Source organism: Nocardia sp. CA-128927 (genome assembly GCF_050955855.1).
Taxonomy (GTDB): Bacteria; Actinomycetota; Actinomycetes; order Mycobacteriales; family Mycobacteriaceae; genus Nocardia.
In genome coordinates this window covers 9,954,441-9,975,934 of the sequence record NZ_CP192087.1, presented here as the reverse complement: position 1 = coordinate 9,975,934, position 21,494 = coordinate 9,954,441, and the positions used below count along the sequence as shown (strand labels likewise).

At 66.4% G+C, this 21,494-nt stretch carries 21 protein-coding genes and 1 riboswitch; of the genes, 10 read left to right on the top strand and 11 right to left on the bottom strand.

Going from position 1 to position 21,494, the window contains the following annotated elements; genetic code table 11:
- Positions 1-77: 77 nt before the first annotated feature.
- Together ACQPW1_RS46295 and ACQPW1_RS46290 are read left to right on the top strand one after the other, a co-directional pair.
- Positions 78-2,111 (top strand): WD40 repeat domain-containing serine/threonine protein kinase, encoded by a 2,034-nt coding sequence (locus ACQPW1_RS46295; RefSeq protein WP_433660142.1) that lies wholly within the window; start codon positions 78-80, stop codon positions 2,109-2,111.
- 53 nt (positions 2,112-2,164) lie between these two features.
- Positions 2,165-3,058 (top strand): hypothetical protein, encoded by an 894-nt coding sequence (locus ACQPW1_RS46290; RefSeq protein WP_433660140.1) that lies wholly within the window; start codon positions 2,165-2,167, stop codon positions 3,056-3,058.
- Positions 3,059-3,122: 64 nt separating this feature from the next.
- Here the strand turns inward: ACQPW1_RS46290 and thiC are convergent, their stop codons facing one another.
- Together thiC and ACQPW1_RS46280 are read right to left on the bottom strand one after the other, a co-directional pair.
- The gene (thiC, locus tag ACQPW1_RS46285; RefSeq protein WP_433660138.1) at positions 3,123-4,772 is read right to left on the bottom strand and encodes a phosphomethylpyrimidine synthase ThiC; all 1,650 of its coding nucleotides are present in this window, start codon (positions 4,770-4,772) and stop codon (positions 3,123-3,125) included.
- Positions 4,765-4,873: riboswitch (TPP riboswitch) on the bottom strand. (Overlaps the previous gene by 8 nt.)
- Positions 4,874-5,003: 130 nt before the next feature.
- Positions 5,004-6,407 (bottom strand): lipase family protein, encoded by a 1,404-nt coding sequence (locus ACQPW1_RS46280; protein ID WP_433660137.1) that lies wholly within the window; start codon positions 6,405-6,407, stop codon positions 5,004-5,006.
- Positions 6,408-6,504: 97 nt separating this feature from the next.
- Here ACQPW1_RS46280 and ACQPW1_RS46275 point away from each other — a divergent pair, with 97 nt between their 5' ends.
- The gene (locus ACQPW1_RS46275; RefSeq protein WP_433660135.1) at positions 6,505-7,194 is read left to right on the top strand and encodes a TetR/AcrR family transcriptional regulator; all 690 of its coding nucleotides are present in this window, start codon (positions 6,505-6,507) and stop codon (positions 7,192-7,194) included.
- 66 nt (positions 7,195-7,260) lie between these two features.
- Here ACQPW1_RS46275 and fahA read toward each other — a convergent pair whose 3' ends face one another.
- The 3 genes from fahA to ACQPW1_RS46260 all read right to left on the bottom strand — a co-directional run bounded on the left by fahA (position 7,261) and on the right by ACQPW1_RS46260 (position 10,589).
- Complete coding sequence (fahA, locus tag ACQPW1_RS46270) at positions 7,261-8,442, bottom strand: fumarylacetoacetase (RefSeq protein ID WP_433660134.1); 1,182 nt, start codon at positions 8,440-8,442, stop codon at positions 7,261-7,263.
- Positions 8,439-9,635 (bottom strand): homogentisate 1,2-dioxygenase, encoded by a 1,197-nt coding sequence (locus ACQPW1_RS46265; protein ID WP_433660132.1) that lies wholly within the window; start codon positions 9,633-9,635, stop codon positions 8,439-8,441. Before ACQPW1_RS46265 ends, fahA begins: the two co-directional genes overlap by 4 nt.
- Positions 9,636-9,962: 327 nt before the next feature.
- The gene (locus ACQPW1_RS46260) at positions 9,963-10,589 is read right to left on the bottom strand and encodes a TetR/AcrR family transcriptional regulator (protein ID WP_433660130.1); all 627 of its coding nucleotides are present in this window, start codon (positions 10,587-10,589) and stop codon (positions 9,963-9,965) included.
- Between the two features lie 183 nt (positions 10,590-10,772).
- On the opposite strand from ACQPW1_RS46260, the gene ACQPW1_RS46255 reads away from it, so the two are divergent.
- On the top strand, positions 10,773-12,695 hold the full coding sequence (locus tag ACQPW1_RS46255) for an acyl-CoA dehydrogenase family protein (RefSeq protein ID WP_433660128.1): 1,923 nt from the start codon (positions 10,773-10,775) through the stop codon (positions 12,693-12,695).
- A gap of 215 nt (positions 12,696-12,910) precedes the next feature.
- Positions 12,911-13,468, top strand: a complete 558-nt coding sequence (locus ACQPW1_RS46250; protein WP_433660126.1) for a Uma2 family endonuclease — start codon at positions 12,911-12,913, stop codon at positions 13,466-13,468.
- A 12-nt stretch (positions 13,469-13,480) separates the two neighbouring features.
- Here the strand turns inward: ACQPW1_RS46250 and ACQPW1_RS46245 are convergent, their stop codons facing one another.
- From ACQPW1_RS46245 to ACQPW1_RS46235, 3 genes are read right to left on the bottom strand one after another with little or no spacing between them, the layout of a single operon-like run.
- The gene (locus tag ACQPW1_RS46245) at positions 13,481-14,296 is read right to left on the bottom strand and encodes an exodeoxyribonuclease III (RefSeq protein WP_433660124.1); all 816 of its coding nucleotides are present in this window, start codon (positions 14,294-14,296) and stop codon (positions 13,481-13,483) included.
- A 33-nt stretch (positions 14,297-14,329) separates the two neighbouring features.
- A complete protein-coding gene (locus ACQPW1_RS46240; protein WP_433660122.1) occupies positions 14,330-15,337 on the bottom strand; it encodes an N-acetylglutamate synthase, CG3035 family in 1,008 nt (335 codons plus the stop codon).
- Positions 15,327-15,917 (bottom strand): peptide deformylase, encoded by a 591-nt coding sequence (locus ACQPW1_RS46235; RefSeq protein ID WP_433660120.1) that lies wholly within the window; start codon positions 15,915-15,917, stop codon positions 15,327-15,329. The genes ACQPW1_RS46240 and ACQPW1_RS46235 overlap by 11 nt, the downstream gene beginning before the upstream one ends.
- A 188-nt stretch (positions 15,918-16,105) precedes the next feature.
- On the opposite strand from ACQPW1_RS46235, the gene ACQPW1_RS46230 reads away from it, so the two are divergent.
- The 5 genes from ACQPW1_RS46230 (at position 16,106) to ACQPW1_RS46210 (ending at position 20,508) form a co-directional block, all read left to right on the top strand.
- Positions 16,106-16,444, top strand: a complete 339-nt coding sequence (locus tag ACQPW1_RS46230; protein ID WP_433660118.1) for a DUF3263 domain-containing protein — start codon at positions 16,106-16,108, stop codon at positions 16,442-16,444.
- 19 nt (positions 16,445-16,463) lie between these two features.
- Complete coding sequence (locus ACQPW1_RS46225) at positions 16,464-17,057, top strand: LytR C-terminal domain-containing protein (protein ID WP_433660116.1); 594 nt, start codon at positions 16,464-16,466, stop codon at positions 17,055-17,057.
- A 158-nt stretch (positions 17,058-17,215) separates the two neighbouring features.
- Positions 17,216-17,902: a superoxide dismutase[Cu-Zn] gene (sodC, locus tag ACQPW1_RS46220; protein ID WP_433660115.1), complete on the top strand. Its 687-nt coding sequence runs from the start codon at positions 17,216-17,218 to the stop codon at positions 17,900-17,902.
- Between the two features lie 13 nt (positions 17,903-17,915).
- The gene (locus tag ACQPW1_RS46215) at positions 17,916-19,061 is read left to right on the top strand and encodes a glutamate--cysteine ligase (protein WP_433660113.1); all 1,146 of its coding nucleotides are present in this window, start codon (positions 17,916-17,918) and stop codon (positions 19,059-19,061) included.
- A gap of 142 nt (positions 19,062-19,203) precedes the next feature.
- Complete coding sequence (locus tag ACQPW1_RS46210) at positions 19,204-20,508, top strand: DUF5933 domain-containing protein (protein ID WP_433665540.1); 1,305 nt, start codon at positions 19,204-19,206, stop codon at positions 20,506-20,508.
- Positions 20,509-20,525: 17 nt separating this feature from the next.
- Here ACQPW1_RS46210 and ACQPW1_RS46205 read toward each other — a convergent pair whose 3' ends face one another.
- The 3 genes from ACQPW1_RS46205 to mnhG form a co-directional block, all read right to left on the bottom strand.
- Entirely contained in the window at positions 20,526-20,783 is a 258-nt protein-coding gene (locus tag ACQPW1_RS46205; protein ID WP_433660111.1) for a Txe/YoeB family addiction module toxin, read from the bottom strand.
- Positions 20,780-21,067, bottom strand: a complete 288-nt coding sequence (locus ACQPW1_RS46200) for a type II toxin-antitoxin system Phd/YefM family antitoxin (RefSeq protein ID WP_433660109.1) — start codon at positions 21,065-21,067, stop codon at positions 20,780-20,782. Before ACQPW1_RS46200 ends, ACQPW1_RS46205 begins: the two co-directional genes overlap by 4 nt.
- A gap of 73 nt (positions 21,068-21,140) precedes the next feature.
- On the bottom strand, positions 21,141-21,473 hold the full coding sequence (mnhG, locus tag ACQPW1_RS46195; protein WP_433660107.1) for a monovalent cation/H(+) antiporter subunit G: 333 nt from the start codon (positions 21,471-21,473) through the stop codon (positions 21,141-21,143).
- Positions 21,474-21,494 lie beyond the last annotated feature (21 nt).

The window sequence follows — 21,494 nt, the reverse complement described above, 5'->3', positions numbered from 1 at the left end:
TACTGCGTTACATTTCCGTGGATCCGCATCGCTTTCGCCGTTGCGTGCTGTGTCTGGTGCAGGAGTGGGAGTCGAGGGTGGTTTTGCAGGCGAAGGCGGTTTTCGCCGGGTACACCATCGAACGTCTCCTCGGTACCGGGGGAATGGGTGCGGTCTACCTTGCGGGCCATCCACGGCTGAAACGCCTGGTGGCGCTGAAGGTTCTCTACGACGCCTTCGCAGCCGACCCTAAGGCGCACGCGGCATTCGACCGCGAGGCAGATCTTGCGGCGCAGCTGGATCACCCGAACATCGTTCCCGTCTACGACCGCAGCGGACCTGACGACCCGGTATTGTGGCTGTCGATGCGCTATATCACCGGCGGTGATGCGAACGCGGTGCTGGCCGCGGCTCCCGACGGGCTACCGGCTGATCGAGCGGTGCGGTTGATCGCCGGTGCCGCACGTGCCCTGGATTTCGCGCACACCCGAGGCGTGCTGCACCGCGACGTCAAACCCGCCAACCTGCTCATCGAACGCGAAGCCGACGACGGGGAACGCGTCCTGCTCGCCGACTTCGGCATCGCTCGCACGCTCGATGACACTGCCACCCTGTCCAGTGTTGCCGCCACCTTCGCCTACGCCGCCCCCGAACGCTTCAGCAGCCAGACCACCGATCACCGCGCCGACATCTATTCCCTCGGCTGCACCCTCTACCAACTGCTGACTGGACAACCCCCCTTTCCGTGCTCCAACCAGGCCGCGATCATGGCTGCCCACATCACCGAACCCCCGCCGGTACCCAGCGGACTGCGGCCGCACTTGCCTACCGCGCTGGACACGGTGATCGCGACCGCAATGGCCAAGCAACCCGCCGACCGGTACACCACCTGTGCCGATCTGGCTGACGCCGCGGTCCGCGCCCTCACCGCCATCCCGACGCGCACGGCCGGTCGTCATCGGCTGGCAGCAGAACCCGCCACACCGCTGACCGACGCGACGGCAAATCCGCACGCCCACGGGACTGCGTGGGTGCGTGCCGGCACGACAACGTCGGAACCTGTACAGACACCACCAGTTTCGTTGAGCCGGCTCAGCCGACGCCGAGTACTGATCGGTGGGATGGTCGCTGTCCCCGTCGTCGCCGGGGTCGCTGCCGGACTTGCCGCCCATCGCGCTACCGTGACCTTGGATGGCGGCCACGCCGGCCACGCCGGCCACGTCTACTCCGTGGCGTTCAGCCCGGACGGCACACTGTTGGCCTCCGGGAGCCACGACGGTACGGTGCGGTTGTGGAACTGGCGGACTCGCCAACCCGACGGACAACCCTTTATCGGTAGTACCGAGGCAGGACGCTCGGTCGCGTTCAGCCCGGACGGGTCTCTGCTGGCCGCAGGGACGGGTGGCCAGCACGTCCCCAGTGTCGACCACGTCAATGCGCTGTTATGGAACGTGCACACGCGCCAACTCGACAGCCTGCGCATGTTCGATGGACGAGCAGTATCTTTCGGCTCGGTGGCATTCAGTCCGACCGGCGCGTTGATGGTCGCAGGCGGTCTGTACGGAAGCGTGGGGCTCTGGAACACCGACACCCGCCAACCCGACGCCCCACTGGTTGCTACCGATTCCTCCGATGTGCAGTCCGTGGCATTCAGTCCGGACGGGTCTCTGCTGGCCGCTGGTCATATCGACGGAACGGTCCGATTGTGGGACGTGCGCACCCGCCAACTCGACCCCCGGCCTCTCACCGGCCACACCGGGGCCGTCTACTCGGTGGCGTTCAGCCCGGACGGCACACTGTTGGCCTCCGGTGGCCTCGATTCCATGGTGCAGTTGTGGAACGTACGGACCCGTAAAACCGACCGACCGCCCTTCTCTGTCGATGGCAAGGTGTCGTCGGTCGCGTTCAGCCCCGACGGAGCCCTGCTGGCTGCGGGTTCGGGCAACACCGTGTCGCTGCGGAACATGCACAGGTCGTGGTCGAACGTGGACATCCGTCAACCCAGCGGACAACCCCTCACCGGCCACATCGACGAGGTGTCGTCGGTGGCATTCAGCCCCGACGGCACCTTGCTGGCCACCGGTAGCAGAGACACCACGGTGCGGCTATGGAAACTCGGCAAGACGTGGTAGCTGGAAGCTGAAGACCACTCTCTCTCGAACGTATGTTCGATACACTGGACTCAGTGGGTTTCGACCGAGAGCGAGGGGTCATGCGGGAGTCGTCCTCGGGTCTATTGAAGTTGCTGGTCAACGAGGTTGCGGTGCGGCACGGGTATGGGTGCGAGGAATCCGACGGCGAGTTCGCGCTCACGGGGCGCGGGGCCGGGCGGATCGTGCTGCCGTGTACTCGGCTGGAACGTCGGGTTGCCCGCGCGCCGCGGCAACTGTGGTCGACGCTTGTCGGCGACCGGTTGGATATGCAGATCGCCGACCTGGCCGCCGGGCATCTCGACCTGTCGCGGCTGGAGTCCGTGCGATCGCTGCTGCGTACCCGGCTGTGCTCGGCGCGCACGAAAGGGCTGATCAATGATGTGCGGCGTTTGGTCGCGCCCGGCCTGTTGCAGCGGGTGTTGATCGACTTCGGCGAAATCATGACGCCGGTGACCTATGTCAACGCACAACGTTGGGGCGCAAGGGAATCCGATCTGTTCGAGATCGCCGAGCGCAACACCCGGGCCGACGGCGGGCTCGATCTGATGGCCGCCGAGATCGATGGCATGAACGACGTCGACATCCAAATGCTCTACGGTGCTTCGGATTTCGTCACCGCACACGTGCGCTGGCTGGACGACTATCCGGTGGTCGGCCCCTGGGGCGCGCTGCTCGTCATTCCGGGCCACACCCACCTGCTGGTCCACCCGATCACCGGCCCCACCGTCTTCGCCGGGACCAGCCTGCTCGCCGAGCTGCTCGTCGCGGGCGAAGCGCATTCGCGGCCGGTCAGCCGCTCGATCTACTGGTGGCGCAACCGAATCGCCGTCGACATCGCCGCCACTATCCGCGGCGACGGTGACTGGATGGAAGTCGTCCCGGCCGACCACCTGGAGTCACTGCTCGAGATCATGCGGCGGGATTGAAACGTCCGATGCCCGCACGTCCAGGGGGCGTGCGGGCACCGGATGTGTTGCCGGACAGTCGAACCTACGTGACGATCGGCAGATAGACCGCGTTCCCGCTGTCGGCGAACTCGGCGGACTTCTCCGCCATCCCGGCCTCGATCGCCTCGACATCGGTGAGCTGGTTGCGCGCCGCGTACTCGCGCACGTCCGCGGAGATGCGCATCGAGCAGAACTTCGGCCCGCACATGGAGCAGAAGTGTGCGGTCTTGGCGGGCTCGGCGGGCAGGGTTTCGTCGTGGTACTCCCTGGCCGTGTCCGGATCCAGCGACAGCGCGAACTGGTCGCGCCAGCGGAATTCGAAACGCGCCTTGGACAATTCGTTGTCCCGGTCCTGCGCGTGCGGGTGCCCCTTGGCCAGATCGGCGGCGTGCGCGGCGATCTTGTAGGTGATCACGCCGACCTTGACGTCGTCCCGATTGGGCAGCCCGAGGTGCTCCTTCGGGGTGACGTAGCAGAGCATCGCGGTGCCCGCCTGCGCGATGATCGCGGCGCCGATGGCCGAGGTGATGTGGTCGTAGGCCGGCGCGATATCGGTGGCGAGCGGCCCGAGGGTGTAGAACGGCGCCTCCTCGCACAGTTCCTCTTCGAGCCGCACGTTCTCCACGATCTTGTGCATCGGCACGTGACCGGGTCCCTCGATCATCACCTGCACGCCAAAGGATTTCGCGACCTTGGTCAGCTCGCCCAGGGTGCGCAGCTCAGCGAACTGCGCCTCGTCGTTGGCGTCGGCGATGGAGCCGGGCCGCAGGCCGTCACCCAGGGAGAACGTCACGTCGTACTTCGCCAGGATCTCGCACAGCTCCGCGAAGTTGGTGTACAGGAACGACTCCTGATGATGCGCCAAACACCAAGCGGCCATGATGGATCCACCACGCGAGACGATGCCGGTGACCCGCTTGGCGGTCAGCGGCACGTAGCGCAGCAGCACGCCCGCGTGCACGGTCATGTAGTCCACACCCTGCTCGCACTGCTCGATCACGGTGTCGCGGTAGATCTCCCAGGTGAGCTGGGTCGGATCGCCGTTCACCTTCTCCAGCGCCTGGTAGATCGGCACGGTGCCGACCGGGACGGGGGAGTTGCGCAGGATCCACTCGCGGGTTTCGTGGATGTTCTTGCCGGTGGACAGGTCCATGATGGTGTCCGCGCCCCACCGGGTCGCCCACACCATCTTCTCGACCTCGTCGGCGATCGACGAGGAGACGGCCGAGTTGCCGATGTTGGCGTTGATCTTCACCAGGAACTTCTTGCCGATAATGGTCGGCTCGAGCTCCGGATGCTTGTGGTTGGCGGGAATCACCGCGCGACCCAGGGCGACCTCATCGCGCACCAGCTCGGGTGTCACACCCTCGCGGGCGGCGATGAAGCGCATCTCGGGCGTGATGATGCCCTGCCGGGCCCAGGCGAGCTGGGTCGGCGGTCCTTCCACCTCGGGCTTGGTCCAGCTGTCACGCAATTTCGGTAGGCCCGACTCCAGATCGATCTGGGCTGTGTCGTCGGTGTACGGGCCGGAGGTGTCGTAGACGTCGAAGTGCTCGCCGTTCGTCAGATTGACCCGACGGACCGGAATGCGCAGCCCGTCTACCTCGGTGTAGTGCTTGACACTGCCTTCGATGGGTCCGGTGGTGACGGATTCGATGGTCTCGGATCCGTCTTTGGACGTAGCAGTAGCCATGATGTTTCCTCCCTACGCCGGCATTACCCGGTCAGGTTCATACGGTCGACGGCCCTAGCCGTCCTCTCAGCCCGCTGGTGCGAGCCCCCGTTGGCGATGTGAAATTCCAGCCCGACAGTACCTGGAGACCCTGAGGATCGCCCCATGATCGGACGAGCTGCCCGCGGAAACGAAAAAGGCCTGGCCCCGACCGGTTGGGTTCCGGTCGAGGGCCAGGCGACTGGCGCGGAATCAGCGCTCGCGTGGGCCGATCGGGAAACCCAGCGCGCCGAAGGTGGCGTTCAGGTTGATCTCGATCTGCGTGAGCAGGGCATTGAAGTCGGCCAGCATGGACACCACGTTCTCGGTGCGGCAGCCGAACTGGTCGGGCGCGTTCGGCGCGAGCCGCGACTTCAGCCAGTTGAGCGTGTCGGCCATGCCGAGCGACGGCAGGGTCAGATGCTCGCTGAGGTGATCGCGTTTGTAGATGACGGACGCGCCGCCCGCACACCATTGCTGGGACAGCCGATCATTGGTCCACACCGGCACCGCCTCGTCGAAGACGCCTTGGTACAGGAAGATCGGTGCGGTGGGGATGTTCCGGCCGAGCACCGTCTGCTCGAAGGTTTCCTTGATCTCCGGAACTTGCAGGAAGTCGGGAATCGGAATGGTCAGCAGTCGCCCGTAGTCCACGAACATCTGGGTGACCGCGTTGCGCGGCAGGCAGGTTCGCTCGGTCCGGTCCATCAGCGCCTGTCCCTCGGGCGTCAGGTACCGATCGGCCGCCTCCTTGAACTTCGGATAGGCCTTGCGCAGCGAGGAGATGCCGATGCCGATCAGCGACGAGAACATCGACCCGTTGACGTGCAGCAGCGAGACCACATCCGAGGTCGGCGCGCCGAGGGCGATGCCCTTGACGTTCAGCTCGGGTGCGTAGGTCGGCTGCATTTCGGCGGCCCAGCCGGAGCCCATGCCGCCACCGGAGTAACCCCACATCGCGACCGGGGTATTGGTGCCGTCCAGCCCGAGCGGCTGGAAACCTTCGGCGGCGCGGATGCCGTCGAGGGTCATGTAACCGGGCTCCTTCGGCACCGTGAGGTGACCGTCGAGACCCTCGTAGTCCGGCACCGAGATCGCCCAGCCCTGGCTGATCAGCCCGGCGATCGCGATGAGTTCGCTCTGTGAGTGGATGCCTTCGAGTCCGGCCAGGCCCGAACCCTGTTGCAGCACATACGACGGCGAGCAGTCGTTGCTGGCGCTGTCGTAGTAGAACTGCAGCGAAACCAGCGGACGGGAGCGGTTCGGATCCGCGCCCGCGGGCAGGATGACCGTGGTGACGGCGACGGTGGGCTGTTCGTTGAGATCGGTGGTGCGGTAGAGCAGCTGCCAGGAACGCACGTTCAGCGGCAGCGCGGTCAGGACCGCCAGGTGCACCTCGCGCGATCGGAGAATCGCGCCGGGTGCCTGGTCTGCGAATCCTTCGGGGGGTTGGTAGAACGAGTCATCATGCGGGAGTGGCGCCGCGGCTGCGGGCGCGGGATCTACCACGCCGGACAGCAGCACGGTTGCCATGGCGATCGCCATCGTCACCAGCACCGCCACCGCGCGTTTTCCGGTCCGCAAGCGGCCGGTCGGATCACCATTGATCACTGACACGTATGCGTCCTTCCTCATCAACGTGACAGCGATTACAACACGAGAACGTGTTATCAACAAGAACTCTTTCTAGAAGTGGTCGAGCTATGGTCGAGGTATGACCCGCAGCAAATCCGCCGCGCGGCCTGCCGAGGGGTCGGCTCGCCGCCGGATCCGTGGACTCGACGCCGAACAGCGCAGCGCACAGCGGCGCAATCAACTGCTCGACGCGGCCACCGAACTGTTTGCCGAGCACAGCTATTCGGGAACATCGATCGAGCAGATCTGCCAGCGCGCCTATGTCGGAACCAAAGGGTTCTACGACCATTTCGACAGCAAGGAAGCGTGCTACATCGCGCTGCTCCAACAGCTCACCGCGCAGATCCAGCAACGAGTGATCACCGGCGCCGTCGCGGCCGCCGAGCTGGCCTGGCCGCAGCGAGCGGTCCCGGTGATCGAGGCGTTCGTGCACGCCATCGCCGACGACCCGCGCCTGGCCAAGGTGACTTTCGGTGAGGCGGGCGGTATTTCGCCGACGGTGGAGCGGATCCGCCGCAGCAACCGGCGTTGGTCGGCGGCCTTTCTGGACCACGAATGGTCCGGCGAACCCGCGAGCGACGCCGGTGTGCAGCGGGCGCGGCTGGCGCTGGCGCTGGCCGCCATCGGCGGCATGTTCGAACTGGTCGCGGACTGGCTGCACCATCACGACGACGGCGGCACCCCGGACGGGGTCGGCATGCTCATCGAGGATCTGACCGGGTTCATCACGGTGGTCTACGCGGGCCGGGGAGCCGTTGCGGGACAATAGATCATAGAAAACGACGCGAGGCGGGCCGATCGATTCGGCCCGCCTCGCGTCGTTGTGGTGTGTTGTTTATCCGCGCGGGTGCGCGGGCCGGATACGGCCCCGGACCTCGCCGAGGCCGATGCGCCGCACGTCTGGGCCCGGCGCGGACGCGGTGATGACCACCTCGTCGCCGTCCTCCAGGAAGGTGCGCTTCTGGCCGTTCACCAGGACGGGTTCGCTACCGCCCCAGGACAGTTCGATGAACGAGCCGCGCTGATCGGGTTCCGGGCCGGAGATGGTGCCGGAGGCGTACAGGTCGCCGGTGCGGGTGATGGCGCCGTTCGCGGTGAGATGGGCCAGCATCTGTGCGGGTGACCAGTACATCCGGGAGAAGGGCGGGTGCGAAACGGCATCCCCGTTCCAGGACACCGTCAGGTCGATATCGAGACCCCACGGCTCCTTTTCCTGCAGGTAGGGCAGGGGTTCAGGGGACTGCTCGGGCGTCGGCACCCGGGCGGGTTCCAGCGCGGCCAGCGGGGTGACCCAGGGCGCGATCGATGTCGCGAAGGACTTGCCGAGGAAGGGGCCGAGTGGCTGGTACTCCCAGGCTTGGATGTCGCGGGCGGACCAGTCGTTGACCAGCACGACACCGAAGACGCGCTCGGCGAACTCGCCGGTCTCGACCGGATCGCCGAGTTCAGAACCGACGCCGACCAGGAAACCGAGCTCGGCTTCGATGTCCAGTCGCCGGGACGGCCCGAAATCCGGTGTGCCCGAATCGGTTCGACGCTGACCGCTGGGGCGGATCACCTCGGTGCCGGAGACCACCACGGTGCCCGCCCGGCCGTGGTAGCCGACCGGCAGGTGCCGCCAGTTCGGCAGCAGCGGTTCGCTGTCCGGCCGGAACAGGCGGCCGAGGTTCGTCGCGTGGTCGAGGCTGGCGTAGAAGTCGACGTAGTCGCCGATCGGCACCGGCAGCCCGAGGCGCACCTCGGACAGCGCATGGATTGCGGCACTGTCGATCTCGTTGTCGACCAGTTCGCGGACGCGCTCGCGCACCTCGCGCCAGCGCCGCGGGCCCTGCGCCATCAGGGCGGCCAGGCTCGGCTCGGCGAATTCCGGATCACCCAGTGCCGTAGCGAGATCGATGACGGAATCACCCAATCGCGTTCCGACACGGTAGTTCTGGCCCTCGGGCGCGAACACGCCGTAGGGCAGGTTGTCTTCGCCGAACAGCGAATCGCTGGGTACCTCTACACGAGTCTTCACGCGGGCCCCCGGCCCGACCAGGTCCAGGCGTAGGCCGGGTCCTCGCAAGCGAGGGCGCCCTCGCCGAGTTCCAGCGGCCGGAAGGTGTCGACCATGACGGCGAGCTCGTCGAAGTAGTCGAGTCCGATGCTGCGCTCGTAGGCGCCGGGCTGCGGGCCGTGCGCGTAGCCGCCGGGGTGCACCGACACCGAACCCTGCGCGATGCCGGATCCCTTGCGCGCCTCGTAGTTTCCGCCGCAGTAGAACATGATCTCGTCGGAGTCCACGTTGGAGTGGTAGTACGGCACCGGGACGGACAGCGGGTGATAGTCGACTTTGCGCGGCACGAAATTGCACACCACGAAGTTGGTCCCCTCGAAGACTTGATGGGCGGGCGGCGGCTGGTGGATGCGGCCGGTGATCGGTTCGAAGTCGCTGATATTGAAGGCGATCGGGTACAGGCAGCCGTCCCAGCCGACCACGTCGAACGGGTGGGTGGCGTACACCAGCCGGGTGCCGACGACCTTGCCGCCGGGGCGGTGCTTGACGAACACTTCCACGTCGGTGCCGGTCGCGGTCAGGGTTTCGGCCGGGCCGTGCAGGTCGCGCTCGCAGTAGGGCGCGTGCTCGAGCAGCTGGCCGAACTTCGACAGGTACCGCTTCGGCGGGGTGATGTGGTTCGTTGCCTCGATCACGTACGCGCGCAACGGTTCCGGGCCGGTCGGCAGCCAGCGGTGGGTGGTCGCGCGCGGGATGAGCACCTGGTCGCCCTGGCGCGCGGGCAGCGGGCCGAAGACCGTTTCCACCACGGCGGCACCGGATTCCACATAGACCAGCTCGTCGCCGATCGCGTTGCGGTACAGCGGGGACGCGCCCTTGGCGACGACATAGGAGATGCGCACATCGGAGTTGCCGAGGATCAGGCGTCGTCCGGTCACCGGGTCGGTCCTGGCCGGGGTGTCGTCCGGAAACAGGTCCGGCAATCGCAGATGTCGGTGCCGCAGTGGATGATTCGGGGTGGTGGTCTGATCAGGCAGCTCCCACACCGTCGAGTCGACGATCGCGGGCGGCAGCCCACGGTGGTACAGCAGCGACGAGTCGCCGGAGAAGCCCTCCTCGCCCATCAGCTCCTCGTAATAGAGCTGTCCCTGCTCATCCCGATGTTGCGTATGCCGTTTCGGCGGCACCGCTCCTACCTGTCGATAGAACGCCATGACCGCACCTCCTTGCCTGGCTTGTGGCCTGGTTCAACTGGTCACCATCGTAGTGATGGCCGGTCGGGCGCAGTGGCGGAATCCACCCCCGACGGCGCGAATTCTGCCGGAACATCGGGGCATCGGGAGGCATTTCGACTAGTTGTTCAGCTTTCAGCCGACGATTTGCCAAACATGACTATTTGGGTCGAACAGGCCGACTGATCTCGGGAGCACATGGGTAACTCGTCGGGTACGGGCTAATCCAACCGCCTCTACGCCGCCAGTCGCCTAAGCGACTGTTGCCCCACCTGAGTCTGGCCTGAATACGCGGAGAGGCGGGGGAGCTCAGGCGTGCCGGAGGGCGCGGTATACCGCCGCGCCGACGAAGGCGCCGAGATCCTGCGGTGTCCAGTTGTCCGCGTCCGCGAGCAGGTTGCGCACCGCACCTTCACCGGCCGACACCCACAGCTCCACCAGCACCGGCAGCTTGCGTTCGGCGTCTTCGGTGCCCCAGGCGCGCAGCGTCGGCCGCAGCAGCGCGGTGCAGCGCTCGATGGCGAGCGCGCGGCCGCGTCCGAACGAATCCACCACTGCCGGATCGGGATTGCCATACAGCAGCCGCCAGGCGTCGGGCCGGGCGGCGGCCTTCTCCAGCAGCGCGCGGAAGCCTTCGATGAACACGGTCTCGCCCGCGTCGACGTCGCGGCGGCGCATCACCCCGAGCAGGTCGTCGACCAGGTAGCTCTCCTCGCGCTGGATCAGCGCCTCGATCAGTTCGACGCGATCGGCGAAGCAGGCGTAGACCACCGGACGGGTCACGTTCATCCGCTCGGCGATGGCGGCCATGGTGATCGCCGCGATGCCGTGCTCCACGGCGATGGCCAGCGCGGTGTCGAGCACCTGCGGGCGGCGGCGTTCCGGGCCGAGGTGCGGCGCCCGTTGTCGCGGCCGCACGGCCGAATCGCTACCCATGGGCACCAACATAGCAGCGTAAGTTGCGGAGTTCTCGCTGGTCCAACGCCTGTAGATCAACTTCCTACATCAGCGAAGGTTAATGCTACAGTCATGAATGAAGTCGGCTGGATCCTGCCGGCTGCCCTTGTCGAGCGACCTGCCAGCAGGCGCCAGCGCGATGCCACGGCCGAGGAGTCAGCGATGACCGAAACCCTGTTCAACCCGAAGACCTGCGAGTTCGCCGAGTTCGATGCGGAGACCCGGCGACTGCTGCGCGCGACCGTCGATTGGTTCGAGGGACGCGGCAAGGCGGTGCTCAAGCAGGAGGATCGGGACCGGGTCTGGTACGCCGAGTTCCTCGACTTCGTGAAGCGCGAGGGTGTCTTCGCGACCTTCCTCACACCGGCCGCCGAGGCCAACGGCGATCCGAACAAGCGCTGGGACACCGGGCGGATCGCGACGATGAGCAAGATCCTCGGCTTCTACTCCATGCAGTACTGGTACGTCTGGCAGGTCACCATCCTCGGCCTCGGCCCGATCTGGCAGAGCGACAACGCGGCGGCCAAGCAGCGGGCCGCCGCCCTGCTGGACTCCGGCGAGATCTTCGCCTTCGGCCTGTCCGAGAAGGAGCACGGCGCCGACGTCTACTCGACCGACATGATGGTCGAGCCGCAGTCCGGCGGCGGCTACCGCGCCACCGGCGGCAAGCACTACATCGGCAACGGCAACCAGGCCGCGCTGGTCTCGGTGTTCGGGCGGCGCTCGGACAAGCCGATCATCGACAGCTCCAAGGCGCTGGAAAGTAAACCGACACAAGAGGATTACGAGGGCTACCTGTTCTTCGTCGCGGACAGCAAGCACGAGAACTACCACCTGCGCGGCAATGTCGTCGACAGCCAGATGTACGTGGCCGCCTTCGATCTCGACGGGTATCCGGTTGCCGAGGAGGACATCCTGCACCGTGGCGAGGCGGCCTTCCACGCGGCGATGAACACCGTCAACGTCGGCAAGTTCAACCTCGGCTTCGGCGCCGTCGGCGCCTGCGAACACGCCTACTACGAGGCCATTACGCACGCGGAGAACCGAATCCTGTTCGGGCACCGGGTAACCGAGTTCCCGCAGGTGCAGTCGCTGATGACCGACTCGTTCGCGCGGCTGATGGCGATGAAGCTCTACAGCGAGCGGGCCATCGACTACATGCGCTCCGCTTCGCCGGACGACCGGCGCTACCTGCTGTTCAACGCGATCGAGAAGATGACCGTCACCCGGCAGGGGCAGCGGATCATCGAGGATCTCGCGGACGTGATCGCCGCCCGCGGTTTCGAGAAGGACATGTACTTCCCGATGGCGATGCTCGGCCTGTTCGGGCTGCCTCGGCTCGAAGGCACCGTGCACGTGAACATGGCGTTGTCACTGAAGTTCATGGCCAACTACATGTTCCATCCCGCCGACGCCGGGCTCGCCGCCCTGCAATTCCTGCCCGGCGCGGGTTCCGCGCCGAAGGGCACCGTGCGCGCGGTCTCCGGTGCGCTGAGCTGGTCGAGCCGTCGACTCGCGCCGCGCGCCAGTGCCGCCGTGCCGAAGCTGCGCGCCGAATTCGCCGGTGCCACATACGCTCCGGTGCCGACCCGCCGCGACGCAGCCGACGACGAATTCCTCTTCCGTCAGGGCCCGAGCAGCGGCCTCGGCCGCATCCGCTTCAGCGACTGGCGCCGAGTCTTCGAGAAGTTCACGCACGTCCCGAATGTCGCCGTCTTCCTGGAACAGGCCCTCGCCTTCCAAACCCTGCTCGCCGCCGCCGCACCCACCGCGGCCCAGCAACGCGACGTCGACTTCCTCTTCGCCCTCGGCGAGCTCTTCACCGCCCTCCCCTACGCCCAACTCATCCTCGAACAAGCCGAGATCGAAGCCACCGACCCCGCCGTCCTCGACCAGATCTTCGACAACTTCGTCCGCGAGTTCGCCAAGAACGCCCTCACCCTGCACACCAAGCCAGCCGCCACCAAGGCCCAGCAAACCCGAGCCCTCGACCTCATCCGCCGCCCCATAGCCGACCGAGCCCGCTTCGAACAGGTGCTGGCCCAGGCCAGGGCGCTGGCTGGCACCTACGAGATGAACCCGTAGAGAACAGGGACTTTCGCGATTACCGTCATTCGGGCAGACGGTGCGGCCGACGACTACCGGCGGACTGCCTGCTCGAATCCCTCGGCTAACTGAGCGTCCGACCGTGCAGGTCGTCGATTGTGTCAGCGCACCTGCGACAGTGGGAGTCGAAAGCCTGCCGAGTTGTCGGACGATGTCGGTACGGTTCTGTCATGGCAGCAGTCCGAGAGCCGCTGATGAGCATCGAAGAGTTCGAGGAACTCGCTCAGGCGGCCCACCGCATCGCGAACGGGCTTCGATTGGAGTTCGTCGAGGGGAAATTGAGTGCCAAACCCTTGCCGAATGCGAACCACGGCTGCATCGTCGCGTGGCTGATACGCATGTTCGTGCTGAACCGTCCGGAGTTGTGGTTGTCGACCGCGCAGGGGCTTGTCGTCGGTGACGATCGCACGGGTCGGGCGCGTCCGGATGGCGTGCTGGCTGACGCTGAAGCCTTTGTAGGTCAAGGCAAATGGGCGGATGCGGATCCGGTACTCATGGTTGCCGAAGTCACTTCGCACGATGAGGACGCTGATCGGCGGAGCCGAACAGACAAGCCGCGGGCCTACGCGACGGCGGGTATTCCCGTCTACTTGCTGATCGACAGAGCGGCCCGCGAGGTCGGTGTCTACAGCGGTCTCAGCGCGGATCGATACCAGCAGGTTGTGACGATGCCGTTCGGGACAGAGGTACTGCTCCCCGAGCCGCTCGGTATCACTCTTGATACCGAGCCGCTCGAACAGTGGGCGCCGTGACCCTCGTCGACCTCAGTCGGTGAATTCGGCGATCACGGGGGCGTGATCGCTGGCGCCCTTGCCTTTTCGTTCCTCGCGGTCGACGACGGCGTCGGTTGCGGTGGTGGCTAGGGCGGGGGAGGCGAGGATGAAGTCGATGCGCATGCCCTCTTTGCGGGGGAAGCGGAGTTGGGTGTAGTCCCAGTAGGTGTAGATGCCGGGGCCGGGGGCGAAGGGGCGCATGACGTCGGCGAAGCCGGTGTCGAGGAAGGATTGGAAGGCGTCGCGTTCGGGGACTGAGGTGTGCGTCTTGTTCTCGAAGAACTCGGGGGACCAGACGTCGTCGTCGGTGGGGGCGATGTTCCAGTCGCCGACGAGGGCGATCTTGGCTTGCGGGTCTTCGGCGAGCCAGCGGGCGCCGTTTTCCCGAAGGGCGGCAAGCCATTCCAGCTTGTAGGTGTAGTGCGGGTCGTCCAGCGCGCGGCCGTTGGGCACGTACAGGCTCCAGACCCGGACGCCGCCGCAGGTGGCGCCGAGCGCGCGTGACTCGACCACCGGGGCGCTGATCAGCGATTCACCGGCCTCCTTGTCGAAGCCGGGCTGGTTCGGGAAGGCGAGCTCCACGTCCTTCAGCCCGACCCGCGAGGCGATGGCGACGCCGTTCCACTGGTTGATGCCGAGGTGGGCGACCTCGTAACCGAGTTCGTCGAAACGCTCGAACGGGAACTGGTCGTCGCGGCACTTCGTCTCTTGGATGGCCAGCACGTCGATATCCTGGCGGTCCAGAAACTCCGCCACCCGGTCCAGCCGGGAGCGGATCGAATTGACGTTCCAGGTGGCGAGGCGCACAGCGGCCTTCCTTCGTAGGGGTATTACTCCGTTTTACCGGAGGTCGGCGGACGCGTGTGGGTGGTTCGTCGGAGACGCGTACCGATACATGTGGTGCTCGACGAAACCCAGCTCGCGATACAGCGCGAGGGCACCGCTGTTGCCGGCTTCGACCTGAAGGTACGCGTGCGTCGCGCCGCGCCCGTGACCCCACCGGATCAGCTCGGCGCACACCAGCGAACCGAGGCCCTTCCTGCGGTGCTCCGCGCCGACTGCCACGCAGGTCAGCCCGATCCACCGGCGCCCGTCCGGTGCGGTGGTGACCGCGCCGCGCCCGATCGCGATCGGCGTCGGCACGCCGAGCGAGGCGAACCCCAGTTCGCCGTCGCGCACGGCGGTCAACACCTCGACATCGGGTTCCCGCGCCGAAAGTCGCTGCGGCGTCGGCAATTCGCCTTCGTAGCGGTTCAACTCCAGCCAGGCGTCGTCCGGTGCGGCGGCGACGCGCACCATCGATGGCCCCTGCGGGAGCACGAAGTTCTCGATGTCGATGGCCAGCATGATGGTCTCGCGCCAACTGTCCCAGCCCGGCGGGATGGGAGCGAGGCGATCGGGCAACGCAAGCAGCAGCGGCAATCCGTGCCCGGTGTACCACTCACCGATGCGATGGATCGCCTCCTGCGTCACCACCGCGGGCCCATCGGAACCACCCAGCGGCACAGCGGAATTGGCGCGACCGGTGTACCCGTGACCCGCGCGCACCAACCACCCGTCGATCCATGTGTGCTCGACACCAGGCCAGGCATCCGCGGCGGCGGCCTCCAGTGACCTGATCTCGCGCGTGCGAATCGGCCTGGGCCCCACCGCTTTCAACGCGACCACCCGATCCGGCGTCACCGAAACGACCTGTCCGTCGGCCCCGCGCACGGTCGGCGGATCCAGCGAGACCAGTTCGCCGATCACATCTGTGAGTGGCTGTGGATAACCGGCGGGCAGCCGGTAGCGCAGCACCACGCGACGGCCGAGCGGGATGTCCGGAATGCCGTTTCCGTCAGTCGTCATGACCGAACGGATCCGCGACGGTCCCGGGGATCCAGCTGAGTCCCGGTGTGCCCCAACCGTTGCGCTTGATCGCCTTCTTCGCGGCACGGGCGTTGCGCCCGATCAACACGTCGACGTAGAGGAACCCGTCCAGGTGCCCGACCTCGTGCTGCAACATGCGGGCGAAGAAATCCTTGCCCTCGAGTTCGATCGGATTGCCGTGCTCGTCGGTGCCGGTGACCTTGGCCCATTCGGCACGACCGGTCGGGTACTGCTCGCCGGGCACCGAGAGGCAGCCCTCTTCGTCGTCGTCCGGGTCCGGCATGGTCTCCGGGATCGCCGAGGTCTCCAGCACCGGGTTGATCACCGCGCCGCGGCGTCTGGTCGCGGTGCCGTCGGGCGCGACGTCGGGGCAGTCGTAGACGAACAGCCGCAGCGGCACGCCCACCTGGTTGGCGGCGAGGCCGACACCGTGCGCGGCGTCGAGCGTCTCGTACATATCCGCGATGAGCTCGGCCAGTTCCTCCGGTGTATGGGTGACCCGCTCGGTCGGATTGTGCAGAACCGGGTCGCCGACGATCACGATCGGGAGGATAGCCATGTGCACAATTATTGCCGCGTCGCCCGGTCGCCGACCGTGCGGGGGCGGCAACCTTCCCGCGACACGCCTACCGGCAGGTAGGGAACACGCCGCGCCGTACCCCCGGCGATCCCACGCTCTCGTGGTTGAATGATCCGCGACGTACAAGCACCATTTTTCGTCTGGTGGTAACTCGGCGAGGGAGCAAGATGGACGGCGCAGCGGCACGGAATCTTTCCGCGATCCAGGGCGACCCTTCCGCGAGCGACGATGTCACGGCAGCGGAAACGACCGGCGACGGACTCAGCCGTCGCGAACACGACATCCTGGCCTTCGAACGCCAGTGGTGGAAGTACGCGGGGGCGAAGGAAGAAGCCATCCGCGAGCTGTTCGGCATGTCGCCTACCAGGTACTACCAGGTGCTCAACGCCGTCGTGGACCGGCAGGAGGCGCTCGCCGCCGACCCCATGCTGGTCAAGCGGCTGCGCAGGCTGCGGGCGAGCAGGCAAAAAGCCAGGGCCGCGCGACGGCTCGGTTTCCAGGTATGACCGAGCTAGGCTCGACTAGGTGAGCTATCCGAATCCCACCTCCGGTGGGCCGCCATTGCGAGCGTTGGCGATGGTGTTGATCGCACTGGCCATCGTCTTCGGCGGCCTTGGTGCGATGTCGCTGTCGAAGTCCGACGCCGACAGCTCCGGATCCGGTCCATCGGAGTCGGCCACCTCGACCACCGTGGCCGCCGCCCCGCAGGTGCCGCAGAGCAGCACGGTCCCGAAGACAACATCGGACTCCGTGGCGTCGGCCACCTCCTCCGCCGCGCCGTCTTCGTCGACCACCACACCGTCGACCACGCCCCCCGCGACCACCACCGCCGCGGCGCCCGCAAAGTCGGCTCAGGTGACCGTGCTGAACAACAGCATGATCGTCGGCCTGGCCGGCAAGACCGCGAGCCAGCTCACCGCCGAAGGCTGGAATGTCGTCGAGACAGGCAACTACCCCGGCGCGAATATCCCGAAAACCACCGTGTACTACGGCAATTCGCCGGGCGACAAGGAGGCCGGGATGGCGATCGCGCAAGAGTTGGGCATCACCGCGGAATCGAAGTCGAGTGGATTGGGCGAGACCTCGCCCGGTGTAACCGTCATCGTGACGGGTAACTGACAACTGGCGACCTGCCGCTCCAACTGGCGACCTGCCGCTGAACGGGCCTGTCACGGCGCGACACGGCGGACGTGGCATCATCTTGTCCGGTAACGAATGTGTCCACCCAGCTTTACTCGTAAACTTCGTAAACTCGGTACTCATAAAGGAGTTCCCCGATGGCCCCGTCCACAACTCGTCGCCCGTCCTGGCGGACTGTGACCCCGGTGCTCGCGGTCGCGGTCCTCGGCCTCGCAGGCTGCACCAACAGCCAGGAGTCTAGTGACGTCAAGGGAACGACCCCGCCCGTGTGGAGTGGCGCGGCCGCCCCGCCGGCGAGTGCATCCGGCAAGGAAACCGGTAGCGCGGAGTCGAACACGGGTGTGAAGGTCGACCTGAAGGACGCCGCGGGCGGCTCGGTCGCCACCGCGAACATCGTCAAGGACGGCAACCACCTGCAGATCACCGTCGAGGCGCACGGCCTGCGGCCCGGCTTCCACGGCCTGCACGTGCACTCGATCGGCAAGTGCGAGGCCAACTCGGTCGCGCCGACCGGCGGCCCGTCCGGCGACTTCCTTTCGGCCGGTGGCCATCTGCAGGTCGGCAGCGCGAACACGCACCCGGCCAGCGGCGACCTCACCTCGCTCGAGGTCCGCTCCGACGGCACCGCCAAGCTGGTCACCACCACCGACGCGCTGACGCTCGACGATCTGAAGAACAAGGCGTTGATGATCCACGCCGACGCCGACAACTTCGGCAACATCCCGAACCGATACCTCCGAGCCGACGGCGTTGCCGGCCCGGATGATACGACGCTAGCGACAGGCGACGCGGGCGGCCGCGTTGCCTGCGGTGTGATCCAGTAGCGCAGGAGCCGATATGGCCGGGGCAGGCAGAGAACACGTTCCCTTCCATGGATCGCCCCGGCCCACCATAGGCATCGAGTGGGAGATCGCACTCGTTGACAAGGTGAGCCGCGATCTGTCGAATACCGCTGCGGCGGTGTTCGATTCGCTGGGTGACCTGCATGCGCACGACGGCACCCCACAGGTGACCAAGGAACTGTTGCGCAACACGGTCGAGCTGGTCACCGGCGTGCACGAGACCGTCGGCGACGCGGTCGAGGATCTGCGCGGCACCATGGACGCGGTCCGCCGCGCCGCCGACCCGCTCGGGGTCGACCTGTTCTGCGCGGGCACCCATCCTTTCGCCCAGTGGTCGGCGCAGCAGCTGACCCGCTCCGAGCATTACGACGAGCTGATCGAGCGCACCCAGTGGTGGGGCCGCCAGATGATGATCTGGGGCGTGCACGTGCACGTCGGAGTTTCGCACCGGGACAAGGTCTTTCCGATCCTGAACGCGCTGCTGATGCAGTATCCACACCTACTATCGCTGTCCGCGTCGTCGCCGATGTGGGCCGGTTCCGACACCGGCTACGCCAGCAACCGGACGCTGATGTTCCAGCAGCTACCCACCGCCGGTCTGCCGTTCCAATTCGAAAACTGGCGTGGCTTCGAGCATTTCGTGCACGACCAGTTCAAGACCGGGGTGTTCGAGCAGCTCGGCGGGATGCACTGGGACATCAGGCCGGCGCCGAAGTGGGGCACGATCGAGGTGCGGGTGTGCGACGGGGTGTCCACCCGCGCCGAGCTGGCGGCGATGGCCGCGCTGATCCACTGCCTGATCGTCGACCTGGACCGCAGGCTGGAGGAGGGCGAGACGCTGCCGTCCTTGCCGCCGTGGCACGTGCAGGAGAACAAGTGGCGGGCCGCCCGCTACGGCCTGGACGCGATCATCATCGTGGACGACCACAGCAACGAGCGACTGATCACCGACGACGTGACCGACTTGCTGAACCGGTTGGAGCCGACCGCGAAACGGCTCGGCTGCGCGGACGAATTGGCCTTCGTCGCGGAGATCCCGGAGCGAGGTGCGTCATACCAGCGGCAGCGCAAAGTCGCCGCCGCCGCGCAGGGCGACCTGGTCGCGGTGGTAGACGCGCTGGTCAAGGAGCTCGAGCAGTAGTATCCGCGGTAACTAGCACAGTGGGTTCGGTCGCCCACTGTTCAGTCGGCCAGTGGGATGGCGTTCACCCCCCGTTTACTATGGTCGAGTGCTTGTCGAAGACCCGGGACCCAGAGTAGGAAGTGCCGCTCCTCGGTTGCGTGTGCCGCCGACCCGGGTATGGGTCGCGGCGGGCGTTGCCGCGGTGCCGGTACTGCTGATCGCGCTGCAAATCGTGGCGATGAGCGAAGGGTTCCAGGGTCCGCTGGGGAGTCTGTGGCAGGACTACGTGGGCACGCCCAAGTCGATGTCGGTGCCGTGGGCCGGCTTGGTGCTTGCGCTGGTTGGCATTTCGACGCGACGCCGGATCCTCGCGCTGAGCGCGGCCGTGGCCATCGACGTGGTGTGGGCGGGCATGCGGCTGCTGGCCGGTGCGTCCTTCGCGATCGGGAACGGTCCGGTGATCGTGCTCACCGGGCTCGCGGCGTACGCATGGCTGCGCTGGGACGGCACCGAACGACGCAACGCACTGCACGCCGCCGCGCTCGGTGCGCTGCTCATCCTCGCCACCAAGGTCGGCGACGTGTGGTTGCACGTCACCATCATGAGCAGGCCGACGGTGCTCGACGAATACGTGCTGCTCGCCGATCACGCGCTCGGCGATCCGTCCTGGGTGATGGGTCGGGTGCTCGACGTGCTCGGGCCGGTCGTCTACGGGGTACTGCACTGGGTCTATATCGAGTTGCCGGTCGCGGCGATCGTGGTCGCGGTGTGGCAGCTGCGCCGGGTGGTGTCCAGCGGCCGCTGGCCGACCCACTATCTGGTGCGCACGTTCCTGGTGCTCGGGCTGGTCGGCCCGATCGTCTATGTGATCTTCCCGGTGGTCGGGCCGATGTTCGCGTTCGGGTCGGACGGGCACGGGCTGCAGCTGGGCAACTACTGGCCGAGCGTGGTGCCGCCACTGGACCGCAACCCCATGCCGATGCCGTTCGACTCGGCGACACCGCGTAACTGCATGCCGTCCATGCACACCGCCTGGGCGCTGTCAGTATTCCTGCACACCCGTCGCGACACCGACGGCGGACCCGCACCGAGCGTGGTGCGCTGGGGCGGCGCCTTCTGGCTGCTCGCCACGGTGACCGCCACCCTCGGCTTCGGCTACCACTACGGCGTCGACCTCGTCGCAGGCGCGGTGCTGTGCCTGACCGTCGAATCGGCACTGCGCGACCCCGAACGCGGCTGGGGCTGGTTCCGTATCCGCCTCGTCGCGGGCGGCACCCTGGTGCTGGCCGTCCTACTACTGTCCTACCGCTACCTGCCGGTCCACATGGCCGAATACCCCGTCCTCGCAGGCACAGTCGTACTCGCCCTGCTCGCAGGCCTGGCCGCAGGCTTCCACGCCACCTGGTTCGCCGGTCAACGACAGACCGTTGCCTCGCAGCGCGAAGTGGAGACAGCTTCGCGCTGAGTCCGCCGTGCTCTGAGCTATTCGTAGTGGTGGCGGCAGGCGACGATCTTGGCTGTGTCGTCCTCGATGACATACACGATGCGATGTTCTTGGCTGATGCGGCGGGACCAGAGCCCAGCGAGGTTCTGGCGCAACGCTTCTGGTTTGCCGATGCCTTCGTAGCCGTTGCGGGTGATGTCGTCGATGAGTTTGTTCACCCGTTTCAGGGTCGCCCGATCATTGGCCCGCCACCACAAGTAGTCGGCCCAGCCATTAGGGGTGAAGGCTATCTTCACTCGACGATTTCCTCGTCAGTGTCGATGAGATCGTGGGCTTCGGCTTCTCCGGCTCGCAGTTGCGCTATCGACTGCTCCAAGTGCCGGGCATTGGCGGGATTGCCCAGGAGGTATGCGGTTTCCTTCAGTGACTCGTACTCGCGAAGGGAGATGACCACGGCGGGCTCGTGCCCGGCGCGAGTGATGACGACCTCCTCGAAGTCTTCGGTAGCCGAATCCAGGACTGCGGCTAGGTTGGCTCGTGCCTCGGTGATGGAGATGGGGCGCATCGCAGTTCCTCTCATGGCGGTCACCTAATCCACTGTACGGGATTCTGTACAGTGGGCAAGGTTGTTGAATCGTGTGCGCGGACCGAACTCAGTCGATGGTGTCGCCGAGTTCGTTGACGGTGAGTAGGCCGTCGCGGTGGCTTTGTTCGCGGTAGGCGGTGCGGCTGATGAGGTGGGCTACTACCGGGGCGGTGAGCAGGGTGAAGAGGCCGACTAGGACTAGGGCCCAGACGTTGCCGTGGCCTAGTAGTTCGATGCCGGCGCCTGCTAGGACCAGGATCAGGCCGATCACCTGGGGTTTGGTGGCGGCGTGCATGCGGGTCAGGGTGTCGGGGAAGCGCACGATCGCGATCGACGCGGTCAGGGCCAGGGTGGCGCCGAACAGGATGAGTGCGCCGGAGATCCACTGCCACACGGTCATCGGTCGCCTCCGTATCGGAAT

Coding starts and splice junctions, on each gene's coding strand:
- thiC (WP_433660138.1), bottom strand. CDS start 4,772: ATGGCTACTGCTACGTCCAAAGACGGATCCGAGACCATCGAATCCGTC.
- ACQPW1_RS46275 (WP_433660135.1), top strand. CDS start 6,505: ATGACCCGCAGCAAATCCGCCGCGCGGCCTGCCGAGGGGTCGGCTCGC.
- ACQPW1_RS46265 (WP_433660132.1), bottom strand. CDS start 9,635: ATGGCGTTCTATCGACAGGTAGGAGCGGTGCCGCCGAAACGGCATACG.
- ACQPW1_RS46260 (WP_433660130.1), bottom strand. CDS start 10,589: ATGGGTAGCGATTCGGCCGTGCGGCCGCGACAACGGGCGCCGCACCTC.
- ACQPW1_RS46255 (WP_433660128.1), top strand. CDS start 10,773: ATGACCGAAACCCTGTTCAACCCGAAGACCTGCGAGTTCGCCGAGTTC.
- ACQPW1_RS46250 (WP_433660126.1), top strand. CDS start 12,911: ATGAGCATCGAAGAGTTCGAGGAACTCGCTCAGGCGGCCCACCGCATC.
- ACQPW1_RS46240 (WP_433660122.1), bottom strand. CDS start 15,337: ATGACGACTGACGGAAACGGCATTCCGGACATCCCGCTCGGCCGTCGC.
- ACQPW1_RS46235 (WP_433660120.1), bottom strand. CDS start 15,917: ATGGCTATCCTCCCGATCGTGATCGTCGGCGACCCGGTTCTGCACAAT.
- ACQPW1_RS46230 (WP_433660118.1), top strand. CDS start 16,106: ATGGACGGCGCAGCGGCACGGAATCTTTCCGCGATCCAGGGCGACCCT.
- sodC (WP_433660115.1), top strand. CDS start 17,216: ATGGCCCCGTCCACAACTCGTCGCCCGTCCTGGCGGACTGTGACCCCG.
- ACQPW1_RS46215 (WP_433660113.1), top strand. CDS start 17,916: ATGGCCGGGGCAGGCAGAGAACACGTTCCCTTCCATGGATCGCCCCGG.
- ACQPW1_RS46200 (WP_433660109.1), bottom strand. CDS start 21,067: ATGAGAGGAACTGCGATGCGCCCCATCTCCATCACCGAGGCACGAGCC.
- mnhG (WP_433660107.1), bottom strand. CDS start 21,473: ATGACCGTGTGGCAGTGGATCTCCGGCGCACTCATCCTGTTCGGCGCC.